The organism is Roseibium sp. AWQ4_290 (assembly GCF_056160985.1).
In genome coordinates this window covers 64154-85674 of sequence record NZ_JBSWYG010000001.1, presented here as the reverse complement: position 1 = coordinate 85674, position 21521 = coordinate 64154, and the positions used below count along the sequence as shown (strand labels likewise).

Sequence of the window (21521 nt, the reverse complement as noted above, 5' to 3'; positions counted from 1 at the left end):
CTGTAATGGCACAATCTCTCCTAACGAACAAGAAACGGTAATGGCGTGTATCACTTAGGGGGCGGTTTCGATGCCTGAATCGGTGAAAAAGAACGTAACGGAAGATGTCCGGTCCGGGGCGAGGGCCGAGGCACTCAAACCAGGATCACTGACAGCGCCGCAAAAGCGCTGGTTGCAAAAAGGGCTCGGTCAGCCGGGCGGAAAATTGCCGCTTTTTGATGACAACGGACGTGAAATTCCGGCGCGTACGATCCGCGCCTGTATTTCGGCAGGCTGGGCAGAGCCTTGGTTTTCCAACCCAATCAAGCCTGACTGGCTCGTCTGCAAGCTCACGCCTGCCGCAATCGCAGCGTTGACTTCAAGTCTAAACCGGAAAAAAAGTTAACGCCGATCCGGCGTGTCAGAAATGGGCAGACAATCGGAAACGGCAGAAAGTCAAGGTTTTTTCGAAGCATCATTTCGGTGGCCGGGAGAGGCGCGTTAACCAAAAATTCAATTTTTTGGGGACATTGGCCGAAGTGGAGCGTTTACCGGGCAGGTTTAACCGGGCATTTGGGGGTTGGGCGCACACTTCAGGGCAGTTCAAGCCTGCGGCGAGGTGGCTGCAGGCGGTTCATGCAGCGTGGAGCGCCCCATGGCCCCCTCTTCAATGGCCCGCGTCAGCGGCCGTGCCGGTCCTGCAGCCCCGATTGATCTGGTGCAGCTGGCCACAAACACGTTAGGCAACAGGGATCTGGAAGTTCAGGTTCTTCATCTTTTCAAGTCCCAGTCCTGCACCACCATCGAGCGGCTCGCCTATGAGACCGATGAAAAAACCCGGCTGGATCTGGTGCACACGCTGAAGGGGTCGGCCCGAGCGATCGGTGCGGAACGGGTGGCCGATGTTTGCGAGAGTCTGGAAGGCCATATGCGGGCAGCCCCCGATGCGGCCACAGAGGGCCTTGTGGCTGCCGTGGACGAAGCCAACCGTTACATCAAGGATCTTCTGGAAGGCTGAACCCGCACCCGGCAGGCTTCTCCCGCCGCAAGGGGCGGGTGGCACATGCGGGACTATGTCATCATCCTTGACCTTTTTGACGGAAGGTTTATGTCGGATCTGCTGGAACCTGCAAATTCAAGGCTTGGACGCGACTTATGCCGAAAATTACGTTTGTTACCGCCGACGGAAACCAGACCGAAGTCGATGCTGCCGAAGGCACGACGGTTATGGAAGCCGCCATCAAGAACATGGTGCAGGGCATCGAGGCCGAATGCGGCGGTGCCTGTGCCTGTGCCACCTGCCATGTCTATGTTGATGATGCCTGGACGGACAAGACCGGCGCGGCCGAGCCCATGGAAGAAGACATGCTGGATTTTGCCTATGATGTGAAACCGGCGTCCCGGCTGTCCTGCCAGATCAAGGTGACGGCCGAGCTCGACGGCCTGGTTGTCCATGTGCCGGAGCGTCAGGCGTAAGGAGAGACGTCAGATGTTCCAACCGGACAGACCGGCTGGAATTTGAAACAAAACCCGCAGGCAGCGCCTGCGGGTTTTTACATGGGGCCTCGCCGCAGACCGCCTTCGCTCTTATTCAGCTGCCTGGGGAGCTGCTCTGCGAAACCAGACATCGACTTCCCGTCCATCCTCCGGCCGGGAGGGGATCAGGGAGGCCAGGGCCAGGCTGATAACCGCCATGAAGGCGCCTGCCAGGAAGACGGCGGTGGGTGAGATGAGCCAGATAAAGCCGAACAGCACCGGAATGAACACGGCGGCGATGTGGTTGATCGTGAAGGCGACCCCTGCGGTCGGCGCGATGTCCCTGGGATCGGCAATCTTCTGAAAATAGGTCTTCATGGCAATGGCCACGGCAAAAAACGCGTGGTCGATCACGTAAAGGCTCGCGGCCACAACAGCGTTGCTGACAAAGGCGTAGCTGACGAAGACGCCGATTAGGCCGACATATTCCAGCATCAGAGCCCTGCGCTCGCCAAAGCGGACGATCAGCTGGCCGATTTTTGGGGCCAGCAGCATGCTGAAGACGCCATTGAGCAGGAACAGTCCGGCAATCTCGTGCACGTCATAGCCGAACCGCTCCACCATCAGGAACCCCGCAAAGACCGTGAAGATCTGACGGCGGGCACCGCCCATGAAGGTGAGCGCATAATAGAGCCAGTAGCGTCTGCGCAGCACGAGTTTCTTGCGCTGAGGCACGCCTTCGCGGAACTGGGGATAGGCCAGAATGAGAAAGGCCAGGACCAACAGGGTCAGGCAGCCCGCAATGGCAAAAACCAGGGTGAAGGACAGGTCGAAGGTCTTCCAGGCAAAGAAGATCAGTCCATAGGCGATCAGCTGGGCGAAGGCGCCGACGGCAATGATCTTGCCCATGCTGGCGGCCGCCGTTGCCTTGGGCAGCCACTGCAGGGACAGGGACTGGGCCATGGTCTCATAATAGTGAAAACCGATCGACATGATCAGCGTGGTCACATAAAAGCCCATCGCGGTCGGAAAATAGCCGGTCACTGCAACGCCGATGCCCAGAAGCAGCAGGGAGGCATAGGCCAGTGTCTGCTCGCGCATCATAAGAAGCAGGTAAACGGCAAGAAAGCTCAGGAACCCGGGGATCTCGCGGATCGATTGCTGAATACCGATTTCCCGGCCGGTGAAATCCAGCTCATGAACGGCGAAATTGTTCATCAGGTTCCACCACGCCGCGAAGGAAAGCTGCATGGCACCGGCCATGATCATCAGCAGAACCGCAGGCGACCGCCAGCCCGTTGTGTCCGTCGTGTGCGCGCTTTTAGAAAAATAGGTCATTCCGTTGCCATTGAAAAATGCGTCATATGTTGGGCAGAGACTTGCTTCTAATCCCAGTTGCCGCTTGCGTGTTAGCGCTGTTTTGTCATGATATATCTTTGAGGCGCCATTTTTGATGCGTCTTTATGTTTGTTGATGCGAAAGCGCACGGCGGGACCCCATGTTCATCCATCCGGAATTGTCAGAATTCCCGAGAGGGGCCATTGCGGCACCGATTATCGGCTATGCCCGCACGCAGCCCCGGGGGGCACTCAATGAATGGCACTCCCATGATGCGGCCCAGCTCTTTCATGTGGTGAGGGGCTCGATTGCGGTCGACACGGATCATGGCACCTTTTTCGCCCCGCCGGAACGGGCGGTCTGGCTGCCGCCGAAGGTGGCCCATCAGACCCGTTATCTGACCGATACGGATCTCAGATATGTCTATGTCCAGAACGGTCACATAGAGGGGCTGCCTGAAACCCCGCAGGTGATCCAGGTGACCCAGCTGCTGCGGGCGCTCATTCTGGAATTCATGTCCTTTCCCCGTGCGGAAACGGCCTCCGGGCCCGCCGCCCGGATTGCGGCGGTCATTCTGGATCAGCTCAAGACGCTGCCGGCAGCGCCGCTGCAGTTGCCTATGCCCCAGGAAGAGCGGCTGCGCAGCCTGTGTGAGGCAATGGTGCGCTGTCCGGCCCATATTCCGGCGCTCGGGGAAGCTGCGGCGCGCTGCGCAACCTCGCCGCGTTCGTTTGAGCGGCGCATGAAGGCGGAAACCGGCCTGAGTTACCGGACCTGGGTGCGGCAGGTGAAACTGTTCCGGGCCCTGGAACTGCTGGCGGCCGGGCGTTCCGTATCCGATGTCTCCCACAAGCTGGGCTATGAGGGGCCGAGCGCCTTTGTGGCCACGTTCAAAAAAGCCTTCGGGGTTACGCCGGGGCGGTATTTTGAAACGGATCCGCACTCTTCCGGCTGATCAGACCGGAGCAGATCTGTTCCCCCCGCGCGTGCCTTCCGCCCGGTTTGATCTGGCTCATGGCAAAGGGGGGCTGGCATGTCCAAGACTGGTGTCCAGAACATCCTGGAGGAAACGCCATGTTTAAAAAAGTGCTTGTTCCCGTCGATCCGGCCGAACCCGGATTTGCCGAAGAGGCTCTTGCCAAAGCGGCGCAGCTCGCCCGAGACTACGGAGCCAAGATCCACCTTCTGGCGGTCTGCCCGGAAGTGCAGAGTTTTGTGGCCAGCCAGCTGCCGGAAGGCTGGCAGCAGCGCGAGATCGACGAAACGACAACGGTGCTGGACAAGATCGGCGCAAAGCTGGATGTGGCGCCCGGAACCGTGGATTGCCAGGTGCGCATGGGCAGCGTCTATCACGAGGTGATTGAGGAAGCGCAGGCATCAGACTGCGACCTGATCCTGATGACTTCCCACAAGCCGGGCCTGTCCACTTATTTCATCGGCTCGAACGCAGCCCATATTGTCCGCCACGCACCGTGCTCGGTGCTGGTGCTGCGCGGATAGGGGTATCTGGCGGAGGCAGAACCTTAAGGCGTGCGGGTCAGCAGCATGGCTACGGCGGCATAGCGGAACGGGTAGAGATCCGGGGCTTGTTTCAGAATGTTTTCTGCACGCTCATAGATCCGGTTGACCAGATCTGTCCTGCCGGGTGTTTCCGGCAGGGCGCCGGTCAGGACCGCTTCGGTAAAGGTGCGGAAGAAATTGACATAGTCCCGGGCGTAAAGGTCAAGATCCCCGTCCTGCTTGAAGCGTTCGACAAAGGGGACCGGGATTTCATAGTCAAGCGCGTCCTCGATCCGGAACAGGCCGGCATTGGCAGAGCGGCTGTCCCTGACCGGGCCGGTCAGCTCCTCAAGCGTGCGCATATAGACCGGCTGATAGTAGCGGTCATAGAGCTGCCTGGAGATGTCCCCGGCCTCCAGGGCCTCCAGCACGGCATCATTTAACAGATCGTAGAGCCCGTCGCAGGTGCGCACCTCTCCGGCCGCGCCGAACACCTGAACCAGAAGCTTGCCGCCGGGCACGAGTTCGCGGGCGCGGGCGGACAGAAAGGCGGCGACATCCTGCCGGGCCTGAGCGGCGAAGGCGTCCTGGTCCTCCTGGGAGACGAACCCGTTGGCACGGGTCCGGCTGGGGCCGTTGGGCAGAATATATCCGGGCAAGGTGTCAACCGGGCGCCGGGACAGAAAGCCGATGGCGTTGAACGTCGTGGCAAAGTGCACGCTTTGGTCTGGCCGCAGCTGGTCATACATTGAGCCTCCGGCAATGGAGGAATAGATCCGCTCCTGCCCGAAGACGGAGCGGCCATCGGGGCGCAAAGTGCGCAACAGGGTCGAAAAATCATTGGTCGGCAGATCGGAATGCACCGTCTCCACCGGCCGGGACGTGCGCGGCAGCAGGCGCGCCAGCACCTCTTTCATGAAGGCAATGGAATTGCGGCCTTCAGAGCAGCCATAATCGGCAAGTGTCACCGGCTTCCCGCCATCCAAGGGGAGCTCTTCGGCGGCCCGGTGCGCCAGGGGCAGGATGGCTTCAATGGCGGCCCACTGGGGCTGGGAATTGGCATTGTAAAACCCATGCCCTGTCATGCCGGTCGTGGTCGCATGGGCATCGGCCGGGGGGAGCACATCACGCTGCATCAGGATTTGCCTTCCATTGAAAAAGTCTGCGATTTCGAGTCTTTCGCGATTATGTCCAAGAGTCCACTTGAGTGAATCCCAGTTTTACTATTGATAAAAATGCTTATTTTTATTCTTTTTGATGTATTTATTCCTTTTAGGGTCCGATTTTAGCTTGTTATTATTGTTAGTGGTTTCGTTGGGTTTGTTTTTTAGAGTATTTTTAGGAAAAAATCTGGGTGGGAATCAACATGTCTTTTAGTGGTTGGCCGATCGCACTGAAAATCTGTGCGCCGGTTGTTGTCATTGCAGCCTTTGCTGCCATTCTGGCCATCGTGTCCCTGAGTTCCCTCAGTTCTGCCATGCATGAGGAGCGGCTTGCCAAGATCAAGGACATCACCCAAACCGCATGGGCCAATGCAGTTCGTTTTCACAATCTGGAACAGTCCGGTGCCTTGAGCCGGGACAAGGCGCAGCAACGGTCCCTCTGTGGAACCTCAATAGATTTTCCTGACCGATTGCGAGTCGCCTGATTGGTGTTCTGCCTTCCAGAAGCAGGCCATGATCAATTGCGCTCGGTATGAGATAGGTATCAGGTCCTTGCCAGCACCTTCATGGCCTCGGTCAGGCCTTCCACTGTCATCGGGTACATGCGCCCTTCCATGAGCTCGCTCAGCATTTGAATGGAGTGGGTATAGGCCCAGTGCTCCTGGCGCACCGGGTTCAGCCAGACCGCGCTCTTGTAAAGGCTTGTCACCCGGCCCATCCAGGCCGCCCCCGGCTCCTCGTTCCAGTGTTCCACCGAGCCGCCCGCATAGGCGATCTCATAAGGGCTCATGGAGGCATCGCCGACAAAGACGATCTTGTAGTCGGCCGGGTATTTGTGCAGCAGATCCATTGTGGCGATGCGCTCGGTATGCCGGCGCCGGTTTTCCTTCCACACATATTCATAAAGGCAATTGTGGAAGTAGAAATGTTCCATCACCTTGAATTCGGATTTGGCCGCTGAAAACAGCTCCTCACAGACGCGGATATGGTCGTCCATGGACCCGCCAATGTCGAAAAACAGCAGCACCTTGACCGCATTGTGACGCTCCGGGCGCATCTTGATGTCCAGAAGACCCTTATGGGCGGTGGCGCGGATGGTGCCGTCCAGATCCAGCTCGTCCGCCGCGCCCGTGCGGGCGAAGCTGCGCAGCCGCTTGAGCGCCACCTGAATGTTGCGGGTGCCCAGCAACTGGGTGGCGTCCAGATCCTTGAAGTCGCGCTGGTCCCACACCTTGACGGCGCGCCGGTGGCGGCTCTCCTTCTGGCCGATCCGCACGCCTTCCGGATTGTAGCCATAGGCTCCGAAGGGCGAGGTTCCGGCCGTGCCGATCCACTTGTTGCCGCCCTGATGGCGCTTTTCCTGTTCCTTCAGCCGTTCGCGCAAGGTCTCCATCAGCTTTTCAAAGCCGCCAAGGGCCTCGATCTGCTCTTTTTCCTCCTCACTCAAGTGCTTTTCCGCAAGCTTTCGCAGCCAGTCTTCGGGAATGTCCGTGACCGGGACATCGCTCATCAGGTCGAGCCCCTTGAAAACGTGGCCGAACACCCGGTCGAACTTGTCCAGATTGCTTTCGTCCTTCACCAGGGTGAGGCGCGCCAGATAGTAAAAATCCTCCACCCGCCGGCCGGCCAGATCCTTGTCTAACGCCTCCATGAGGGTCAGATATTCGCGCAAGGAGACCGGCAGGCCGGCCGCTTTCAGTTCGCTGAAGAAAGAGATGAACATGGGCTGAGCCTAACGGGAGCGCAAGGGCCTGTCGAGCCGGCACGGATGGTCGGGAAACGGGCAGGCAGGGCGGCGGCCCCGGCTCAAGGTTTGCCACCGTTTGCAGTAGGTTTATCGCCACTTTCAGACGAGGCGACCAGTTCGCCCATGAAGTCCTTCACATTGGGGCCGCTGGTGGCCAGAAACGGTGCCGGGCGGCAGACCGAAATGGCGGCAATGCCGATGCGCGCGGTCAGAAGCCCGTTGATCACTCCTTCGCCCAGCCGGGCGGAGAGGCGGGCAGCAAGGCCCTGGCCGAGAATTTCAGAGGCCAGACTGTCTCCGGCTGCCATGCCGCCGGTCACCGCCAGATGGGTCAGGACCTGACGGGCCAGGCGCAGGAAGCCCAGCGTGCCCGGGCGGCCTCCATAAAGAGCGGAGAGGCGGCGGATGGTGCGCAAATTTTCAAACAGCACCACCAGAAGGTCGACCAGCGCCCGCGGACTGACAGCGGTGATGAGAGACACCCGCTTGGCGCTGTTGAGCACAATCTTGCGCGCTTCCTGATCCAGCGGCGCCAGCAGGTCCCGCTCGGCCAGCAGCACCAGGTCACGTCCGTCAATCACCTCGCGCATATGGGCTTTCAGTGCGGCGCGCCCCTGGGCGGTTTCCGGCCGGTCCCGGTAAAGGTCCAGCAGATCCTGAAGCCCCGTGCGGGCGGCTTTTGTCTCATCGGCTTCGGCTGCCGTGTTGAGCCTCTGGCGCAAGCCGTCGATCCGGCCCAGGCGCCAGAGCCCGGCCAGTTCGCGCAGGACGAGGCCGCAAAGGCCGAGGGCCGCCAGCGCCGCCAAAGCGACCCCGAGCCAGCCCAGCCAGTCGGTGCGGGCAAACAGATCCCGGATCAGGCTGTCGACCGCAAGGCCGATGGCAAGCGAGACCAGGCCGCCAAGACCGACCATCAGCCATTTGCCGAAGCCGGCGCCCGTCTTCGGGGTGCTGGCGGTTCTGGGCAGGCGCAGATCGTCTTCGTCTTCCACCGCCTGGGTGATGACCGCCTCATCGGCCACCGGCTGGCGGTGGTCGTCGTCTGCGCTCAGATGCACCTTGCGGTCATCCAGGCGGAAGGCCGCCGGGCTGCGGCCCTCATCTGCAGGCTGCGTGCTCATGCCAGGCGGTCTCCAATCAGAAATTCAAGGGCTCGGTCCAGGCGGATATGGGGCAGTGACAGGGGCAGGCCTTCGGCGGTCCTGTCCAGCTCGGGCGGGCGGAAGCGCAGGAAATGCAGCTGGCGCGGGCGCCGCCCGATCTTCGGCCCCGTGGCTTCAGAAACAGATTCAACTTGCCGGAAAACTGATTCAGGATCTTTCGGTAAGTCTCCGGGAAACATGGCAATTTCCGTTTTGCCATCATAGGTGTCGCCGTTCAGCCGTTCGCCGGGCAAGGGCGTTCCCAAAATGGCGGGCAGCTCGTCGGCCCGGTGTTTGACGGTGGCCTCCCGGGTGGCGCGCACGGCGGCCAGCGCCAGCGCCTCCACCTCCGCGCCCTTGAAGCGGGCCCGCTCCCCCGCCCGGGCCACGAGGCGTTTGAGCACGGCTTCCAGCCGGTCGTGATCGGAACTGTGCAGATGATCCGCCTTGGTGGCGGCAAACAGGATCCTGTCGATCCGGCGGGACACAATGGAGCCGAGCCAGCTGCGCCGTCCGGGCCGGAAAGCGGACAGAACCTCGCTGAGGGCGGTTTCCAGATCCGCCACCGCGTCGGGGCCCGCATTAAGGGCATGGAGCACATCCACCAGCACGATCTGCCGGTCGAGCCGGGCAAAGTGATTGCGGAAGAAAGGCCGCACCACATGGGTTTTATAGGCTTCAAAGCGCCGCTCCATCATGGCCCGCAACGTGCCGGAGCGGGCCGGGCCCGCGTCCGCGGCAATCTCCAGCGGGGCAAAGGTGAGGGCGGGGGAGCCGTCCAGATCGCCGGGCATTAAAAACCGGCCCGGCGGCAGCATGGACAGCGCATGGGCGTCGGCCCGGCAGGCGGTCAGATAGGTTTTGAAGCTGGCGGCCAGGGCCTGGGCGGTGGCCTCGCTGTCCGCCCCGTGCGGATCTGCAGCGTCCAGGGCGGCCAGAAATGGCGCGGCGACCTTCTCCCGGCTGCTGTCCCGGGCACGGGTGAGGGCATCGGCGGAAAAGGCGGCAAAATCCTTGGCCAGAAGCGGCAGATCCAGCAGCCATTCGCCCGGATAGTCGATCAGGTCCACATGGAGCCGCCCGGGGCCAAGCTTGCGGTGGAAGAAGGACGCGCTTTCATAATCGATGGTGAGCCGCAGTTCGGACACCTGGCGGGTGGAATCCGGCCAGATCCGGTCCTTCACCAGGGCGGCCACATGGGCTTCATAGTCGAAGCGCGGCACTGCATCATCGGGCTGGGGCTGCAACTGTGCACCCGTCATGCGCCGTCCGGCGGAGGCGCTGAACAGCGGCAGGCGCCCGCCATGGACAAGATTGTGGACCAGCGCGGTCAGGAACACGGTCTTGCCCGCCCGCGCCAGCCCGGTCACGCCCAGCCTCAGGCTCGGCACCGCCAGCCCGCCCGCCGCATCGGCAAGGTTTGCCAGCGTCAGCCGGGCTTCATCGGTCAAGGTGGTCAATGAATTCAAGAAAACGGCCTCCGATGCGTTCATGTAGGCGAGCGAAGGGCAGAGTGCAAACGGGAGGGCGCGTTTGCCGGAGAGCCAGGGGCCGGCCCAACAAAAAAGCCAGCGCCGGAGCGCTGGCCTTATCTGGTGCATATCTCAGCTTGTTAACGGCTGGACTGCGTATTCTGAACATTCGAACTATTGCAAATGCTTTCCGGGTCGTCAATCCTCTGATTCAACTTACGGGGGATAGAGTTGCTAAAAACACTTGGTCTGGATCTGGGAACAAATTCATTGGGCTGGTGCCTGATTGAAACGGAGGGAGAGCCGGGGGCAAAGGAGAAGGGGCGGATCGTCGATCTCGGGGGCCGGATTTTTTCGCAAGCCGACATGGCGGGCCGGGACCCGAAATCAAAAGCCTCGCTTGCGGTGGCCCGGCGGGAGGCGCGCGGTGCCCGGCGGCGGCGGGACAGATATTTAAAACGGCGCCAGCGCCTGCTGGACCAGTTGATCGCCGCTGGGTTGATGCCGAAGGATGAAGACGGCCGGAAAAAGCTGTTGAAAGAGACTGCCGATGCCAGGGGCGGGGATGTGTCCGTGTCCGTTTATGCGCTGCGGGCAAAGGCTCTCGACAAGGCGCTGGAGCCTTTTGACCTTGGCCGGGTTCTGTTCCAGCTCAACCAGCGCCGGGGTTTTAAATCCAACCGCAAGACGGACAGCAATGACGCTGAACAGGGCAAGATCGCCACGGCCATCACCCGGCTTGACCAGCAAATGGCGGAGGCGGGCAGCCGGACCTATGGGGAATGGCTTTATCAGCGGCGCCTTGCCGGGCTGTCCGTGCGGGCCCGGATGACATCGGACGGCAAGGCCTATGACTTTTATCCTTCCCGGGCTGCGCTGGAACTTGAGTTTGACCGGATCGTGCAGAAACAGAAGGTGTTTCACCCCGGTTTGCTGACGGAGGGCCTGATTGCCGATTTGAAGGAGACGATTTTCTTTCAGCGGCCCTTAAGGCCGGTGACGCCCGGAAAATGTTCCTATAATCCGCTGGAACAGCGTTTGCCGAAAGCCCATCCCCTGTTTCAGGCCTTCCGGCTGGTGAAGGAAGTCAACGAACTGGCCCTGATCGGGGACGACAAGATTGCCCGCAAATTGTCGCCGGACCAGCGCGACGCGCTGCTGCTTCTCTTGCGCACCAAGCTGACCAAACAGGGCAAGGCGCCATTTTCCAGATTGCGCAAGGCTTTGAAACTGCCGCCGGAAATGCGCTTCAACAAGGAAAGCGAAACGCGACGGGACCTGGAGGGCGATGTTGTCACGTTCCGGCTGTCCCAGCCGGAGTGTTTCGGCAATCTGTGGGGCAGCCTTGATCTGGAGCGGCAGGCGGAGGTCACGGAACAATTGCGCACCGAGCCGGATTTTGATGCGTTGACCCGGTGGCTTCAGGCCGAGTTTGGATTTGCCGAAGACAAGGCCAGGGTTATTGCCGATACGGCCCTTCCGGAAGGTTTTGGCCGTCTCGGCCTGTCCGCGCTCAGCGCCTTGACCGACGAGATGATGACTGCGGTTGACGAAAATGGCTGTGTCATTTCCGAAGCGCAGGCCTCGATCAATATCTACGGAAAAACCAATTCTGAATCTGCTCCGGACCGGGAGGCTTTTGATTTTCTGCCGAAATATCAGGAGGTTCTTGAACGGCATATTCCACCTGGAACCGGCGGAGAGGCGGATCCAAAGGCGCCGGAATGGGATGAGGTCAAGGGCCGGATCACCAATCCGACCGTTCATATTGCCCTTAATCAGCTGCGCCGGGTGGTCAATGCGGTCATCCGCAAACATGGCAGACCGGACCGGATTGCCATTGAGGTTGGCCGGGACCTGAAACTGAGCGACCGGCAGCGGCAGGACGCTGAACGCCGCATTTCCATGAACACCCGTATTGCTGAGGGGCTTTCAAAGGAGCTGACAGAAACCTATCAGCAGCGGGACACCGGCTATAACCGCCTGCGCCTGCGGCTTTGGAAAGAGCTGGACCCGGATGTGACCAACCCAGTCTGCATCTATTCCGGCAAGCCGATTTCCGCTGCGATGGTGTTTTCCGGCGAGACCGATGTGGACCATATCCTGCCCTATTCCAAAACGCTGGATGACAGCGTTGCGAACAAGATTTTGTGCCTTGCGGCCAGCAACCGGGAAAAGAAAAACCGGGCCCCAGCCGAGGTGCCGCAATGGCGGGGGCAGCTGGCAGATATTCAGGCGCGGGCGTCGGTGCTGCCGAAAAACAAGCAATGGCGCTTTGCGGAAGATGCCATGGCGCGCTTCGGCGATGAGGAGGGCTTTCTGGCGCGGCAGGTCACCGACATGCAATATATCTCCCGCCTGGCCCTGACCTATCTGTCTTTTCTTTATGACGCGGAAGAGGTGGATCTGGACGGGGTGGTCAGCCGCAACAGCCATGTGCGCGCCTTGCCGGGCCGGATGACGGAAATGCTGCGCCGGAACTGGGCGTTGAATGATATTCTGCACGATCATAACGTGGCCGATGTCACCAAGGCAAAGAACCGGCTGGACCACCGGCATCACACCATTGATGCGGCGGTCGTGGCCTGCACGTCGCGGTCCCTGATCCAAAAGCTGGCGACGGTGTCCGCGCGGGTGGAAGAAGACGGCGCGGAGCGGGTGGCGCGGGAGGTGCCGCTGCCCTGGCCGGGGTTCCGGGACGACTTGCGCAAAAAGGTTGCGGAGGTTGTTGTCAGCCACAAACCGGATCACGGCACCCTATCGCAGGCCGGGGGGGCTTCCGGCCGCAGCCAGACCGCCGGACGCCTGCATAATGACACTGCCTATGGCTATACGGGGGAACAGGATGCGAAGGGCAATGACATCGTGGTGGTGCGCAAGGCCATCACGTCCCTGTCGCCAAAGGATATCAATACCATCCGCAGCAATGATCAAGGCCATTCGGAGCTGCGGGAGCGTTTGAAGGCGGCCACACGGGGCCTGAGCGGGAAGGCTTTTGAGGAGGCCTTGCAGCGGTTTGTGGAGACCGATGAAAAATTCGGCTTCAAGGAATGGACTGATCCGCAGACCGGCCAGACAAAGGTTCGTCAGGGCATCCGGCATGTGCGGGTGAGTGAACCGCTGCGCACGATCCCGATCCGCGACAAGGCGGGCAAGGCCTATAAAGGCTACAAGGGCGACAGCAACCACCGCTATGACGTCTGGCGCCTGCCTGATGGAAAATGGAAGGCGGAGGTCGTCTCGACCTTTCAGGCGCATGATCCGGGCTGGGTGTCTTCTGTCCGGGCCGAGTTTCCTGCCGCCCGCAAGCTTTTAAGCTTGCAGCAGGGGGATTGCATTGCGGTGGAGCAGGATGGAACCCGCAGGATTTGCCGGGTGGTCAAGTTCGCGGAGCGGGGCCAGATGATGGTGTGTGACCTCCATGAGGCGGGGCCGCTGAAAGCGCGGAATGACAACAAGGAAGATCCGTTCCGCTATCTCAGTCTTGCCCCTGGCAGTATGAAGAAAGCGAAGGTGCGGCAAGTCCGGATTGATGAAATCGGGCAGGTCTTCGACCCCGGGGCTTGGTGGGACAGGAAATGAATGCTACTTTAAGGGGAGTATTTTCAATATTTCTCTTGTGTTGCTTTCATGTTGCGTGAGGAGAGCGGCGGGACCCGTCCTATCTGTCCGCTTACCGGCTGATGTGGATGCTTGTGACCTTTGACCTTCCGGTGGAAACCAAGAAACAGCGCAAGGCTGCCTCGAAATTCCGTGAATTCCTGCTCGATCAGGGGTTCGAGATGAGCCAGTTTTCCAACTATATGCGGCTTGTTAACGGCCGGGAACACTATGATACTTATGTTCGGCGGGTAGAGCGGAACCTGCCCGAGCGCGGCGATGTGTTCATCTTTCAGTTCACGGACAAGCAATATGAGAATATTGTGCGTTTCAGCGATCAATCCCGGCGCAAGCGCCAGAAAAACCCGGACCAGATTGCCTTGTTTTGACCATTTTAGCGCTTTTTTGCTCCGTAGAGCGGCGGAAAAAGGCTGCAAAAACAACCCTTTCCGCCGGGATCTACGGTAGCAGTTCAGAATACGCAGGCCAACCGCAACCCGGATGAATTGACGGACGAGGAAAAACGAACGGTAGCAGTTCAGAATACGCAGGCCAACCGCAACCTTCATGGGGTCCAACATACGTATGATACGACGGTAGCAGTTCAGAATACGCAGGCCAACCGCAACTCTTTTAACAAGCGGAAACCCTTCTGGACTACGGTAGCAGTTCAGAATACGCAGGCCAACCGCAACTCCGGCGTGACTGAAATGCTGGTGCGGACCACGGTAGCAGTTCAGAATACGCAGGCCAACCGCAACCAATAAAACCAACAAAAGATCAGGCCCCGGACGGTAGCAGTTCAGAATACGCAGGCCAACCGCAACTGCAATGTCGCACAGTGGGCGAGGGGACACACGGTAGCAGTTCAGAATACGCAGGCCAACCGCAACCCGGCTGGCGCCGCCCAAAACCAGCCGGGGACGGTCGCAGTACTGCCTAAAGATCCCGCGGCTTTACGAACCGGTCCAGATGGCCGGTTCCGGTTGCGAGTTCTTCCCAATCGGCGATATCGAAATCGATAACGGCCAGCGCTGCGGTCGGATATTTTTCGCGCATATCGGCCAGCGCATCCTTGTCCCCGGTTCCGGCCAGCGTATGGGCGGTGTCTTCCGTTGCCGGATTGTGCCCGATCACCATCAGGGTCTGCGCCCGGCCGCCATGTTTGCGGATCAGGGCGGCGTAGCTGTCTTCGCTCTGCCAATAGAGATCGGACAGGAGCTGAATATGCGCTTCCTGCGGCAAAAAGGGGAGCAGGCGGGCCAGGGTCTCCCGGGTTCGCTGCGAGGTTGAGCACAGGATCAGGCTTGGCCAGAGCTTCTGCGCGCTCAAATAGTCTGACATGGCCACGGCCGCTGTCTTGCCCCGGGCATTCAGCGGCCGGTCGATATCGGCAAGATCCGGATCGTCCCAGTCCGATTTGGCATGTCTGAAAAGAAGTAACCGCATATCTTCTCTATCCGATAGGGCTCAAGAGCTTTTGGGTCCGGGCCGGTTTGGGTCAGTCCTGCTGCGCCAGCATCTGCGTGAACGCTGCAACAGCGGGGCCGACCTCGCCTTCCTGGGTCGGCAGCTTGTAGGACAGCCACAAGGTATAGTCTGCCGTTGCGCCCGAAAAATACCACAAGGTCTCGCACAGGCTGATTGGTGTCCAGTTCCGGGTCCTGAAGGAAATGCCGGTTGCGGCCGCGCCGCTCAGCTTGACCGGCTCAAAACCGGCGGCCTTGTAATTGCGGGAGAACTTCACCGCTTCCTTGCGGCCGGTGGCCTGCAGATGTTTGCGCACCACCGCCGTCAAGCCATCTTCGCCTGTATAGACGCAAGCCGCCAGACTGGAGGCGTCACCCTCCAGGGCCTTGACCCTGTAGAACGGGCCGACCATGTCCGGGCAGCGCAGCCCGGTGAAGTGGCGCAGCCCGGCAACATCGCTCTGCCAGCCGGCCTCTTTTTCGGGCGGAACCTGTGCCCGGACGGGCAGGGACGCAGCCTGCAACAGCAAGGGCAGTCCCAGACACATCAGGACAAGAAGCGATAAAAAGGCGTTATGCCGTCCCAAATGGACCTCCCTGGCTCAACCCCGGTCGCGGCGGTTCATGAAGGCAAGGCGCTCAAACAGATGCACGTCCTGCTCGTTCTTCAACAAGGCGCCATGCAGGGGCGGGATCAGTTTGCTGCCATCTTGTTGACGAAGCGTTTCCGGGTCGATGTCTTCGTTCAGCAGCAGTTTGATCCAGTCGATCAGTTCCGAGGTCGACGGCTTCTTTTTCAAGCCCGGGACCTCGCGCACATCGAAAAACAGCCGCAGAGCCTCCGACAGCAGCCTTTGTTTGATGCCCGGGAAATGCACTTCCACAATATCAGCCATTGTATCTGCGTCGGGAAATTTGATGAAGTGGAAGAAGCAGCGCCTTAAAAAGGCATCCGGCAGGTCTTTTTCGTTGTTGGAGGTGATGATCACCACCGGGCGCTGGCGGGCCTTCACCGACTGGCCGGTCTCGTAGACGTGAAACTCCATCCGGTCGAGTTCCAGAAGCAGGTCGTTGGGGAACTCGATATCTGCCTTGTCGATCTCGTCGATCAGAAGCACGGGTCTTTGCTCGGCTTCAAAGGCTTCCCAGAGTTTTCCCTTGCGAATGTAGTTGTTGATGTCCTGGACCCGCTCATCCCCGAGCTGGCTGTCCCGGAGACGGGACACGGCATCATATTCGTAGAGCCCCTGCTGGGCCTTGGTGGTCGATTTCACATGCCATTCGATCAGGCGCGCGTTCAGGGCTGCAGCCACCTGTTCCGCAAGCACGGTCTTGCCCGTCCCCGGCTCACCCTTGACCAGCAGCGGCCGCTCCAGGGCGACCGCCGCGTTGACCGCAACGCGCAGATCTTCCGTGGCAATGTAATCGTCAGTTCCTTCAAAGCGCATGGGACCGTCCATCTTAAAAATCTCCGGCGGAAAGTGGCAGGCCCGGGGCGCGGACGCAAGTCCGCAAAAGGGTCACGGAAAAGGCCCGGCAGGAGGAGAGTCTTGCCCAGGCAAGGGGAAGAAATTGCCTGTTTGGACTGGTTCTGACGTATTCAGGAATCCTCAGAAATAAATGGATGTAAATTATAAATATTTGAAATATATGGAAAAAATTTTGAATCTTTCAAACTGGCACGTCCCTTGCGGAAGAAGGCTGACGATGGGCGCAAGCCCGTGTGAGCAATGCCCGATCTATCAAGAGGACCAAACATGGGTATTTATGGGGCTATCAATGCAGCGGTCTCGGGACTGACAGCGCAGGCGACTGCGCTGGAAAACATTTCCGGGAACGTGGCCAACTCTCAGACAACCGGATTCAAACGGCTGGACACGACCTTTTCCGATCTTGTGTCCGGTGGCGGGGCGACGCAGGCCAGCCAGGTGTCCGGCACCACCTATGCGACCTCCCGGGCGACAAACTCCATCCAGGGCGACATCACCCGGTCGGAAGTCGACACCTATATGGCGATCAAGGGGGACGGCTATTTCGTGGTGACCAAGGCCTCCGACGTTGTCGACGGGTCCACCACCTTTGCCGACGAAACCTTCTATACGCGCGGCGGTGATTTCGAACGGGATCAGGATGGCTATCTTGTCAACAAGGCCGGCTATTACCTGCAGGGATTTCCGCTGGATCCGGATACGGGCAATCCGGTTGGTGACAACCCGGACGTGATCCAGATCGAAAATCAGCCGCTCGCAGCCTCCGCCACGACTCAGGTCGATTATCAGGCCAACCTGCCGCGTATTCCTGACACCACCGACTATGACGGGTCCACGGCCGCGTCGGCACTCCTTGCTGCATCGGTGGGCACGGGCAACGTCGCGGTTGCCAACGAGCAGGACTTTCTGGACAGCTCTATCTCGGGTGGCTCCATCACAGTCTACAATCAAAATGGCACGGCGATGAACGTTCAGGTCCGCTATGCCAAGACCGCGAATGCGGCTTCCGGCCCCCCCGTAGTCAACGACACCTGGACCATGTATGTCAGCTCCGGTGGCGATGCAACGAACGCCTATTATGATGTCGGAGATGTTCAGTTCGACAGCACGGGTGCCCTCACAAGCATGACGGCGGGCACGATCGGTACGGTGAACTCAACGTCTGATGGCTTTGATATCGCAACCCTGACGATCAACGGTACTACGGCAACCGGAATAGGTGTTTCCTTCGCCAACAATTCCCTGACCCAGTATTCGGATGCGGATGGCAAGGCTAGCTCCGTCTCGCTTGACCAGGACGGGTATGCGGCTGGCGAGCTGACCGGTGTGGCGATTGATGAATCGGGCCGGGTGATTGCAAGCTACTCCAACAGTCAGCAACGGGCCGTATACGAGATCCCGCTCGCGACCTTCGAGGCCGAGCAGAACCTGCAGCGGGTTGATGGGGCAGCCTTCCGGGCCACCACCTCTTCCGGGGAGGCGGATCTGACCGGCGGGGGGCAGATCCTGGCCAACAATGTGGAACTTTCCAACGCGGATATCGCGGATGAGTTTTCCAAACTGATCATCACGCAGCAGGCCTATTCGGCCAACTCCAAGATCGTCACATCTGCAGATGAGATGCTGGATTCCGCGTTGAACATGGTCCGTTAATGCCAATTTGGGCCGGCGGGGGCTGACCCGCCGGCCTTTCCGGTCAGCCGCTCTTTCGTAAAGGACAAACCGCTATGGGTCTCACAAGTGCCCTCAACACTGCGGTCTTCGGGATCACCTACAATCAGCGCCAGCTTGATGTTACGGCGAACAATATCGCGAATGCGGATACGGCCGGGTATTCGAAGAAAACCATTTCCGCCAAAGCCTATTTCGACGGCGAAGGCAATGTTGCCGGCCTGACCGCAACCGAACTGACCCGGGTTGTCGATGAGCAGGTCCAGGCGGACTATTTCAATTCTTTGGCCGACACGAATTATGCCAATCAGATTGCCGGGTATACGGAGCGGCTGGATTCCATCTTCGGTACGATCGGAGACAGCAGCAGCCTGTCCTCTCTGGTTGGGAACATGTCCTCGGCCCTGTCGACGCTTGTGAATGACCCGGGCAATTATACCGCACAGAAAGAGGTGGTGGCTGCGGCCGAGGCAATGGCCCGCGAACTGAACAGCAGCTATGAGCGCATTGCGGACCTGCGCCAGGAGGCCGATGAATCCCTGGCCCTCCAGACGCAGACCGTCAACAATCTGCTGAGTGGCATTCAGGACGTCGATTCTGCCATCCGCGATGCGGCCCAATCCGGGATCTCAACGGCGGACATGGAAGATGAGCGGGACCGGCTGGTCGAGCAGCTGTCCGGCTATATCGATGTCGAGGTGACCAAGAACAACAACAACACGCTCTCCATCCAGGCCGCGAATGGCGAACAGCTTTATGCGGACAACAAAGCCTCGACCTTGAGTTTCACACGGACCAACCAGCTGCAGCCGGGTGTCTCCGGGCAGACGGTTACCGTGACCACGCCGGGCGGGTCGTCCTATGACCTGATCGATGCCTCCAAATCCGGCAAAATGGTTGCAACAGCCGAGCTCCGGGACGAAATTCTGGTGGAAGCCCAGAAGCAGCTCGACACCATTGCCGCGGAAATGTCTCTGGCCTTTTCAAATGTGCCCGTGGAAAGCACGGCTGTCACCGTGGGCACCGACACCGGGTTTGATCTGGATCTGTCGGCTCTGCAGGCGGGCAACAAGATTACGCTGAACTACACGGATACATCCGGCGCGGAGCAAACGGTCACTCTGGTGGCCGTCTCCGATCCGAGCCTGCTGCCGCTGGACAATTCGGCCACGGCAGATCCGGGAGACACGGTGTTTGGCATCGATATCTCGAGCGGTTCTCCGGCAACCTATATCACCAACATCACCGCCGCGCTCGGCAGCACGGGCCTGCAGGTGAGTAACAACGGCTCCAACGAGCTGCGGGTCCTGGGGGATGGGACCGCGCCGACCAGTGTGGAGAGCCTTTCGGCCAATGTCACTGTGACCGGCAACGCCGACCAGGGGCTGGGCCTGCCGATATTCGTCGACCAGCGGGGCGGAACCGAGATCTTTACCGACGCGCTGGAAAATGGTGGCCAGCGGGTGGGCTTTGCCAACGGGATCAGAGTGAACCCGGATCTTGTGGCCGATAATGCGCTGCTGGTGAACTATCAGACGACGCCTACAGCAAATACAAAAAATGATTCATCCCGGCCGCAGTATCTTCTGGACGCGCTGAAATCAGGCGAGACCCATTTTGATCCCGAGACGGGCATTGGCAGCACATCCTCGCCCTTTGAAGGCAGCGTGATTGATTACATCAACAACACGATTGCCTTTCAGGGAAACCAGGCGGAGGACACAAAAACCTATGCGACCGCCAAGGAAACCCTGACCAAGAACCTGGCGATCCGCCATGAGGAAAATTATTCCGTGGATCTGGATACCGAGCTGGCCTTCATGGTGCAGCTGCAAAACGCTTATGCGGCCAATGCCCGTGTGATGCAGACCGTCAACGAGCTTTTCGAAGAGCTCCTGAACATCGTTTAAGGTGCGTTATGACCCTGTCTTCGATCACAACTTCCCGGTCCTATCTCACCCAGCAGCTGGGGGAGATGAATGACCTTCTGGCGAAAAAGACCAACCAGCTGGCCACCGGCAAGGTCGGAACAACCTATGGAGAGGTTGGTGACAACCGGCTTCTGGACATCCAGCTGACGCAAAAAGTCAGCCTGATCGACAGCTATCAGGAAACGATTTCGACCTCCAATCTGCATCTCAATACTTTGTCCCTGTCTCTGGAACGGCTGGAAACAATCCGGCGGGATTCCAAATCCGCTCTGGATACCAACGATTTCGTGTTGCAGAGCGATGGCCAGACCCAGACCCAGTCCCGGGCAGAACTGCTGCTGACTGAAGCGCTCAGCATCCTCAACACGGAAGTGGCGGGCTACTATGTCTTTGGCGGCACGGATGCGGTTTCCGATCCGGTGGCCGCGCTGGATGCGATCATGAACGGGTCGGGCAGCCAGGACGGGTTGAAGACCTATCTCAGCGAATATTCCCAGGCCAATCTCGGGACCTCCAACAATGGCCGGATGTCGATCTCAACCCTGACCACCAATTATGCTGCCGGTGTACCGACAGACAGCACCTTCACCATTGCCGAAGACGGGGCCCATGATTTCGGCTTCGACATTTCAAGTGTCACCTCAGGCCTGAGCAACGTGACACTGACGGGCCCTTCCGCAACGGATCCGGACAGTTTTGATGTGCAATTCACCGGGCAACCTGCGCTCGGGGAAACGATTTCGGTGGACCTGACCCTGCCGCCGGACCATACGGAAACGGTTACCATTGAATTGACGGCGGCAACCTCCAACGAGGTGGAAGGCACGTTTGAAATCGGCGCGGATCTTGAGGCGACGGCGCAAAACCTCCTCACAGAGCTGACATCCGCGATTGAAGAGGAAGCCAAGACAACCTTGAAGGCGGTGTCGGACGAATGGGCCAGCGACGAATTTTTCTCAACCTTCTCCGGGGAAGTTCCGATGCGTGTCTCTGGTCCTCCCTATACTACGGCAACCACCCAGGTGGCCGATTCTACCTCCACCTTGGAGTGGTATACCGGCCGTAACACCACAACGACGGATCCGCGCAGCGACAAGAATGCGGTTGTCGATTCCAATCTGACCGTGAATTACGGCGTCCGGGCGAATGAAACGCCGCTCAAGGAGCTGGTGCAATCGCTCGCAACATTCGTCGCGGCCGACTTTTCCGCTGGCACCCAGACGGATGAGCAATATTACAACCAGCTTTCCGCCAACCTGCGCAGCATTCTGCAGCCTGAAGGCGTGGACCAGTCCGGAATTGTCGATATTGCAACGGATGTGGCCATTACGCAGCGGACCGTCAAGCTCACGAGTGAGCGGCATGTGCAGATGAAAAGCACCTATGAGGGCACGATTGCGGAGATCGAGGGGGTGGACAAGGAGCTGGTCGCGGCCGAGATCCTGAGTCTGAAAAACAATATTGAAGTGGCGTATAATGCCTCTTCCATCCTCTTCAATCTGAAGCTCTCCGACTATCTCTAGAGCAAATCTGGTTTCAACGG

The 21521-nt window shown here is 59.4% G+C and carries 19 protein-coding genes and 1 CRISPR repeat array; of the genes, 11 read left to right on the top strand and 8 right to left on the bottom strand.

Going from position 1 to position 21521, the window contains the following annotated elements; genetic code table 11:
• Positions 1 to 70 precede the first annotated feature (70 nt).
• From ACXAH0_RS00380 to ACXAH0_RS00370, 3 genes are all read left to right on the top strand, one after another.
• Complete coding sequence (locus ACXAH0_RS00380; protein WP_475188243.1) at positions 71 to 385, top strand: hypothetical protein; 315 nt, start codon at positions 71 to 73, stop codon at positions 383 to 385.
• A 249-nt stretch (positions 386 to 634) separates the two neighbouring features.
• Entirely contained in the window at positions 635 to 997 is a 363-nt protein-coding gene (locus ACXAH0_RS00375; protein WP_475172791.1) for an Hpt domain-containing protein, read from the top strand.
• A gap of 137 nt (positions 998 to 1134) precedes the next feature.
• Positions 1135 to 1455 carry a 2Fe-2S iron-sulfur cluster-binding protein gene (locus ACXAH0_RS00370; RefSeq protein WP_475188240.1) on the top strand — a complete coding sequence of 107 codons (321 nt, stop codon included), beginning with the start codon at positions 1135 to 1137 and terminating at the stop codon, positions 1453 to 1455.
• Positions 1456 to 1566: 111 nt separating this feature from the next.
• Here ACXAH0_RS00370 and ACXAH0_RS00365 read toward each other — a convergent pair whose 3' ends face one another.
• Positions 1567 to 2793 (bottom strand): MFS transporter, encoded by a 1227-nt coding sequence (locus ACXAH0_RS00365; RefSeq protein WP_475188236.1) that lies wholly within the window; start codon positions 2791 to 2793, stop codon positions 1567 to 1569.
• Between the two features lie 160 nt (positions 2794 to 2953).
• On the opposite strand from ACXAH0_RS00365, the gene ACXAH0_RS00360 reads away from it, so the two are divergent.
• Positions 2954 to 3748 (top strand): AraC family transcriptional regulator, encoded by a 795-nt coding sequence (locus ACXAH0_RS00360; RefSeq protein ID WP_475172796.1) that lies wholly within the window; start codon positions 2954 to 2956, stop codon positions 3746 to 3748.
• Between the two features lie 119 nt (positions 3749 to 3867).
• Positions 3868 to 4293 carry a universal stress protein gene (locus ACXAH0_RS00355; RefSeq protein ID WP_475172797.1) on the top strand — a complete coding sequence of 142 codons (426 nt, stop codon included), beginning with the start codon at positions 3868 to 3870 and terminating at the stop codon, positions 4291 to 4293.
• A gap of 23 nt (positions 4294 to 4316) precedes the next feature.
• Here ACXAH0_RS00355 and ACXAH0_RS00350 read toward each other — a convergent pair whose 3' ends face one another.
• Positions 4317 to 5429 carry a class I SAM-dependent methyltransferase gene (locus ACXAH0_RS00350; protein ID WP_475172799.1) on the bottom strand — a complete coding sequence of 371 codons (1113 nt, stop codon included), beginning with the start codon at positions 5427 to 5429 and terminating at the stop codon, positions 4317 to 4319.
• Between the two features lie 230 nt (positions 5430 to 5659).
• Here ACXAH0_RS00350 and ACXAH0_RS00345 point away from each other — a divergent pair, with 230 nt between their 5' ends.
• Positions 5660 to 5941 (top strand): hypothetical protein, encoded by a 282-nt coding sequence (locus ACXAH0_RS00345; RefSeq protein WP_475188234.1) that lies wholly within the window; start codon positions 5660 to 5662, stop codon positions 5939 to 5941.
• A 59-nt stretch (positions 5942 to 6000) separates the two neighbouring features.
• On the opposite strand, the gene ACXAH0_RS00340 is transcribed toward ACXAH0_RS00345, so the two are convergent.
• The 3 genes from ACXAH0_RS00340 to ACXAH0_RS00330 form a co-directional block, all read right to left on the bottom strand.
• Positions 6001 to 7179, bottom strand: coding sequence for a vWA domain-containing protein (locus ACXAH0_RS00340; RefSeq protein WP_475188232.1), 1179 nt, complete (start codon positions 7177 to 7179; stop codon positions 6001 to 6003).
• An 83-nt stretch (positions 7180 to 7262) separates the two neighbouring features.
• Positions 7263 to 8324 (bottom strand): YcjF family protein, encoded by a 1062-nt coding sequence (locus tag ACXAH0_RS00335; protein ID WP_475172807.1) that lies wholly within the window; start codon positions 8322 to 8324, stop codon positions 7263 to 7265.
• Positions 8321 to 9838, bottom strand: a complete 1518-nt coding sequence (locus tag ACXAH0_RS00330) for a YcjX family GTP-binding protein (RefSeq protein WP_475188229.1) — start codon at positions 9836 to 9838, stop codon at positions 8321 to 8323. The genes ACXAH0_RS00335 and ACXAH0_RS00330 overlap by 4 nt, the downstream gene beginning before the upstream one ends.
• Before the next feature lie 210 nt (positions 9839 to 10048).
• On the opposite strand from ACXAH0_RS00330, the gene cas9 reads away from it, so the two are divergent.
• Both cas9 and cas2 read left to right on the top strand, forming a co-directional pair.
• Entirely contained in the window at positions 10049 to 13399 is a 3351-nt protein-coding gene (cas9, locus tag ACXAH0_RS00325; RefSeq protein ID WP_475188227.1) for a type II CRISPR RNA-guided endonuclease Cas9, read from the top strand.
• Positions 13400 to 13506: 107 nt separating this feature from the next.
• Entirely contained in the window at positions 13507 to 13806 is a 300-nt protein-coding gene (gene cas2 / locus ACXAH0_RS00320; protein WP_475188225.1) for a CRISPR-associated endonuclease Cas2, read from the top strand.
• Between the two features lie 72 nt (positions 13807 to 13878).
• Positions 13879 to 14310: direct repeats of the CRISPR family, unit length 36 nt; unit sequence ACGGTAGCAGTTCAGAATACGCAGGCCAACCGCAAC.
• 46 nt (positions 14311 to 14356) lie between these two features.
• Here the strand turns inward: cas2 and ACXAH0_RS00315 are convergent.
• The 3 genes from ACXAH0_RS00315 to ACXAH0_RS00305 are packed head-to-tail and all read right to left on the bottom strand — an operon-like array spanning position 14357 to position 16334.
• Positions 14357 to 14866: a SixA phosphatase family protein gene (locus tag ACXAH0_RS00315; RefSeq protein ID WP_475172817.1), complete on the bottom strand. Its 510-nt coding sequence runs from the start codon at positions 14864 to 14866 to the stop codon at positions 14357 to 14359.
• A gap of 52 nt (positions 14867 to 14918) precedes the next feature.
• Positions 14919 to 15473 (bottom strand): hypothetical protein, encoded by a 555-nt coding sequence (locus tag ACXAH0_RS00310; RefSeq protein ID WP_475172820.1) that lies wholly within the window; start codon positions 15471 to 15473, stop codon positions 14919 to 14921.
• A gap of 15 nt (positions 15474 to 15488) precedes the next feature.
• Entirely contained in the window at positions 15489 to 16334 is an 846-nt protein-coding gene (locus ACXAH0_RS00305) for an AAA family ATPase (protein ID WP_475172821.1), read from the bottom strand.
• 309 nt (positions 16335 to 16643) lie between these two features.
• Between ACXAH0_RS00305 and ACXAH0_RS00300 the strand changes: the two genes are divergently transcribed.
• The 3 genes from ACXAH0_RS00300 (at position 16644) to ACXAH0_RS00290 (ending at position 21501) form a co-directional block, all read left to right on the top strand.
• The gene (locus ACXAH0_RS00300; RefSeq protein WP_475188222.1) at positions 16644 to 18029 is read left to right on the top strand and encodes a flagellar hook protein FlgE; all 1386 of its coding nucleotides are present in this window, start codon (positions 16644 to 16646) and stop codon (positions 18027 to 18029) included.
• A gap of 74 nt (positions 18030 to 18103) precedes the next feature.
• A complete protein-coding gene (flgK, locus tag ACXAH0_RS00295) occupies positions 18104 to 19957 on the top strand; it encodes a flagellar hook-associated protein FlgK (protein WP_475188218.1) in 1854 nt (617 codons plus the stop codon).
• A gap of 8 nt (positions 19958 to 19965) precedes the next feature.
• On the top strand, positions 19966 to 21501 hold the full coding sequence (locus ACXAH0_RS00290) for a flagellar protein (protein ID WP_475188215.1): 1536 nt from the start codon (positions 19966 to 19968) through the stop codon (positions 21499 to 21501).
• Positions 21502 to 21521: the final 20 nt, after the last annotated feature.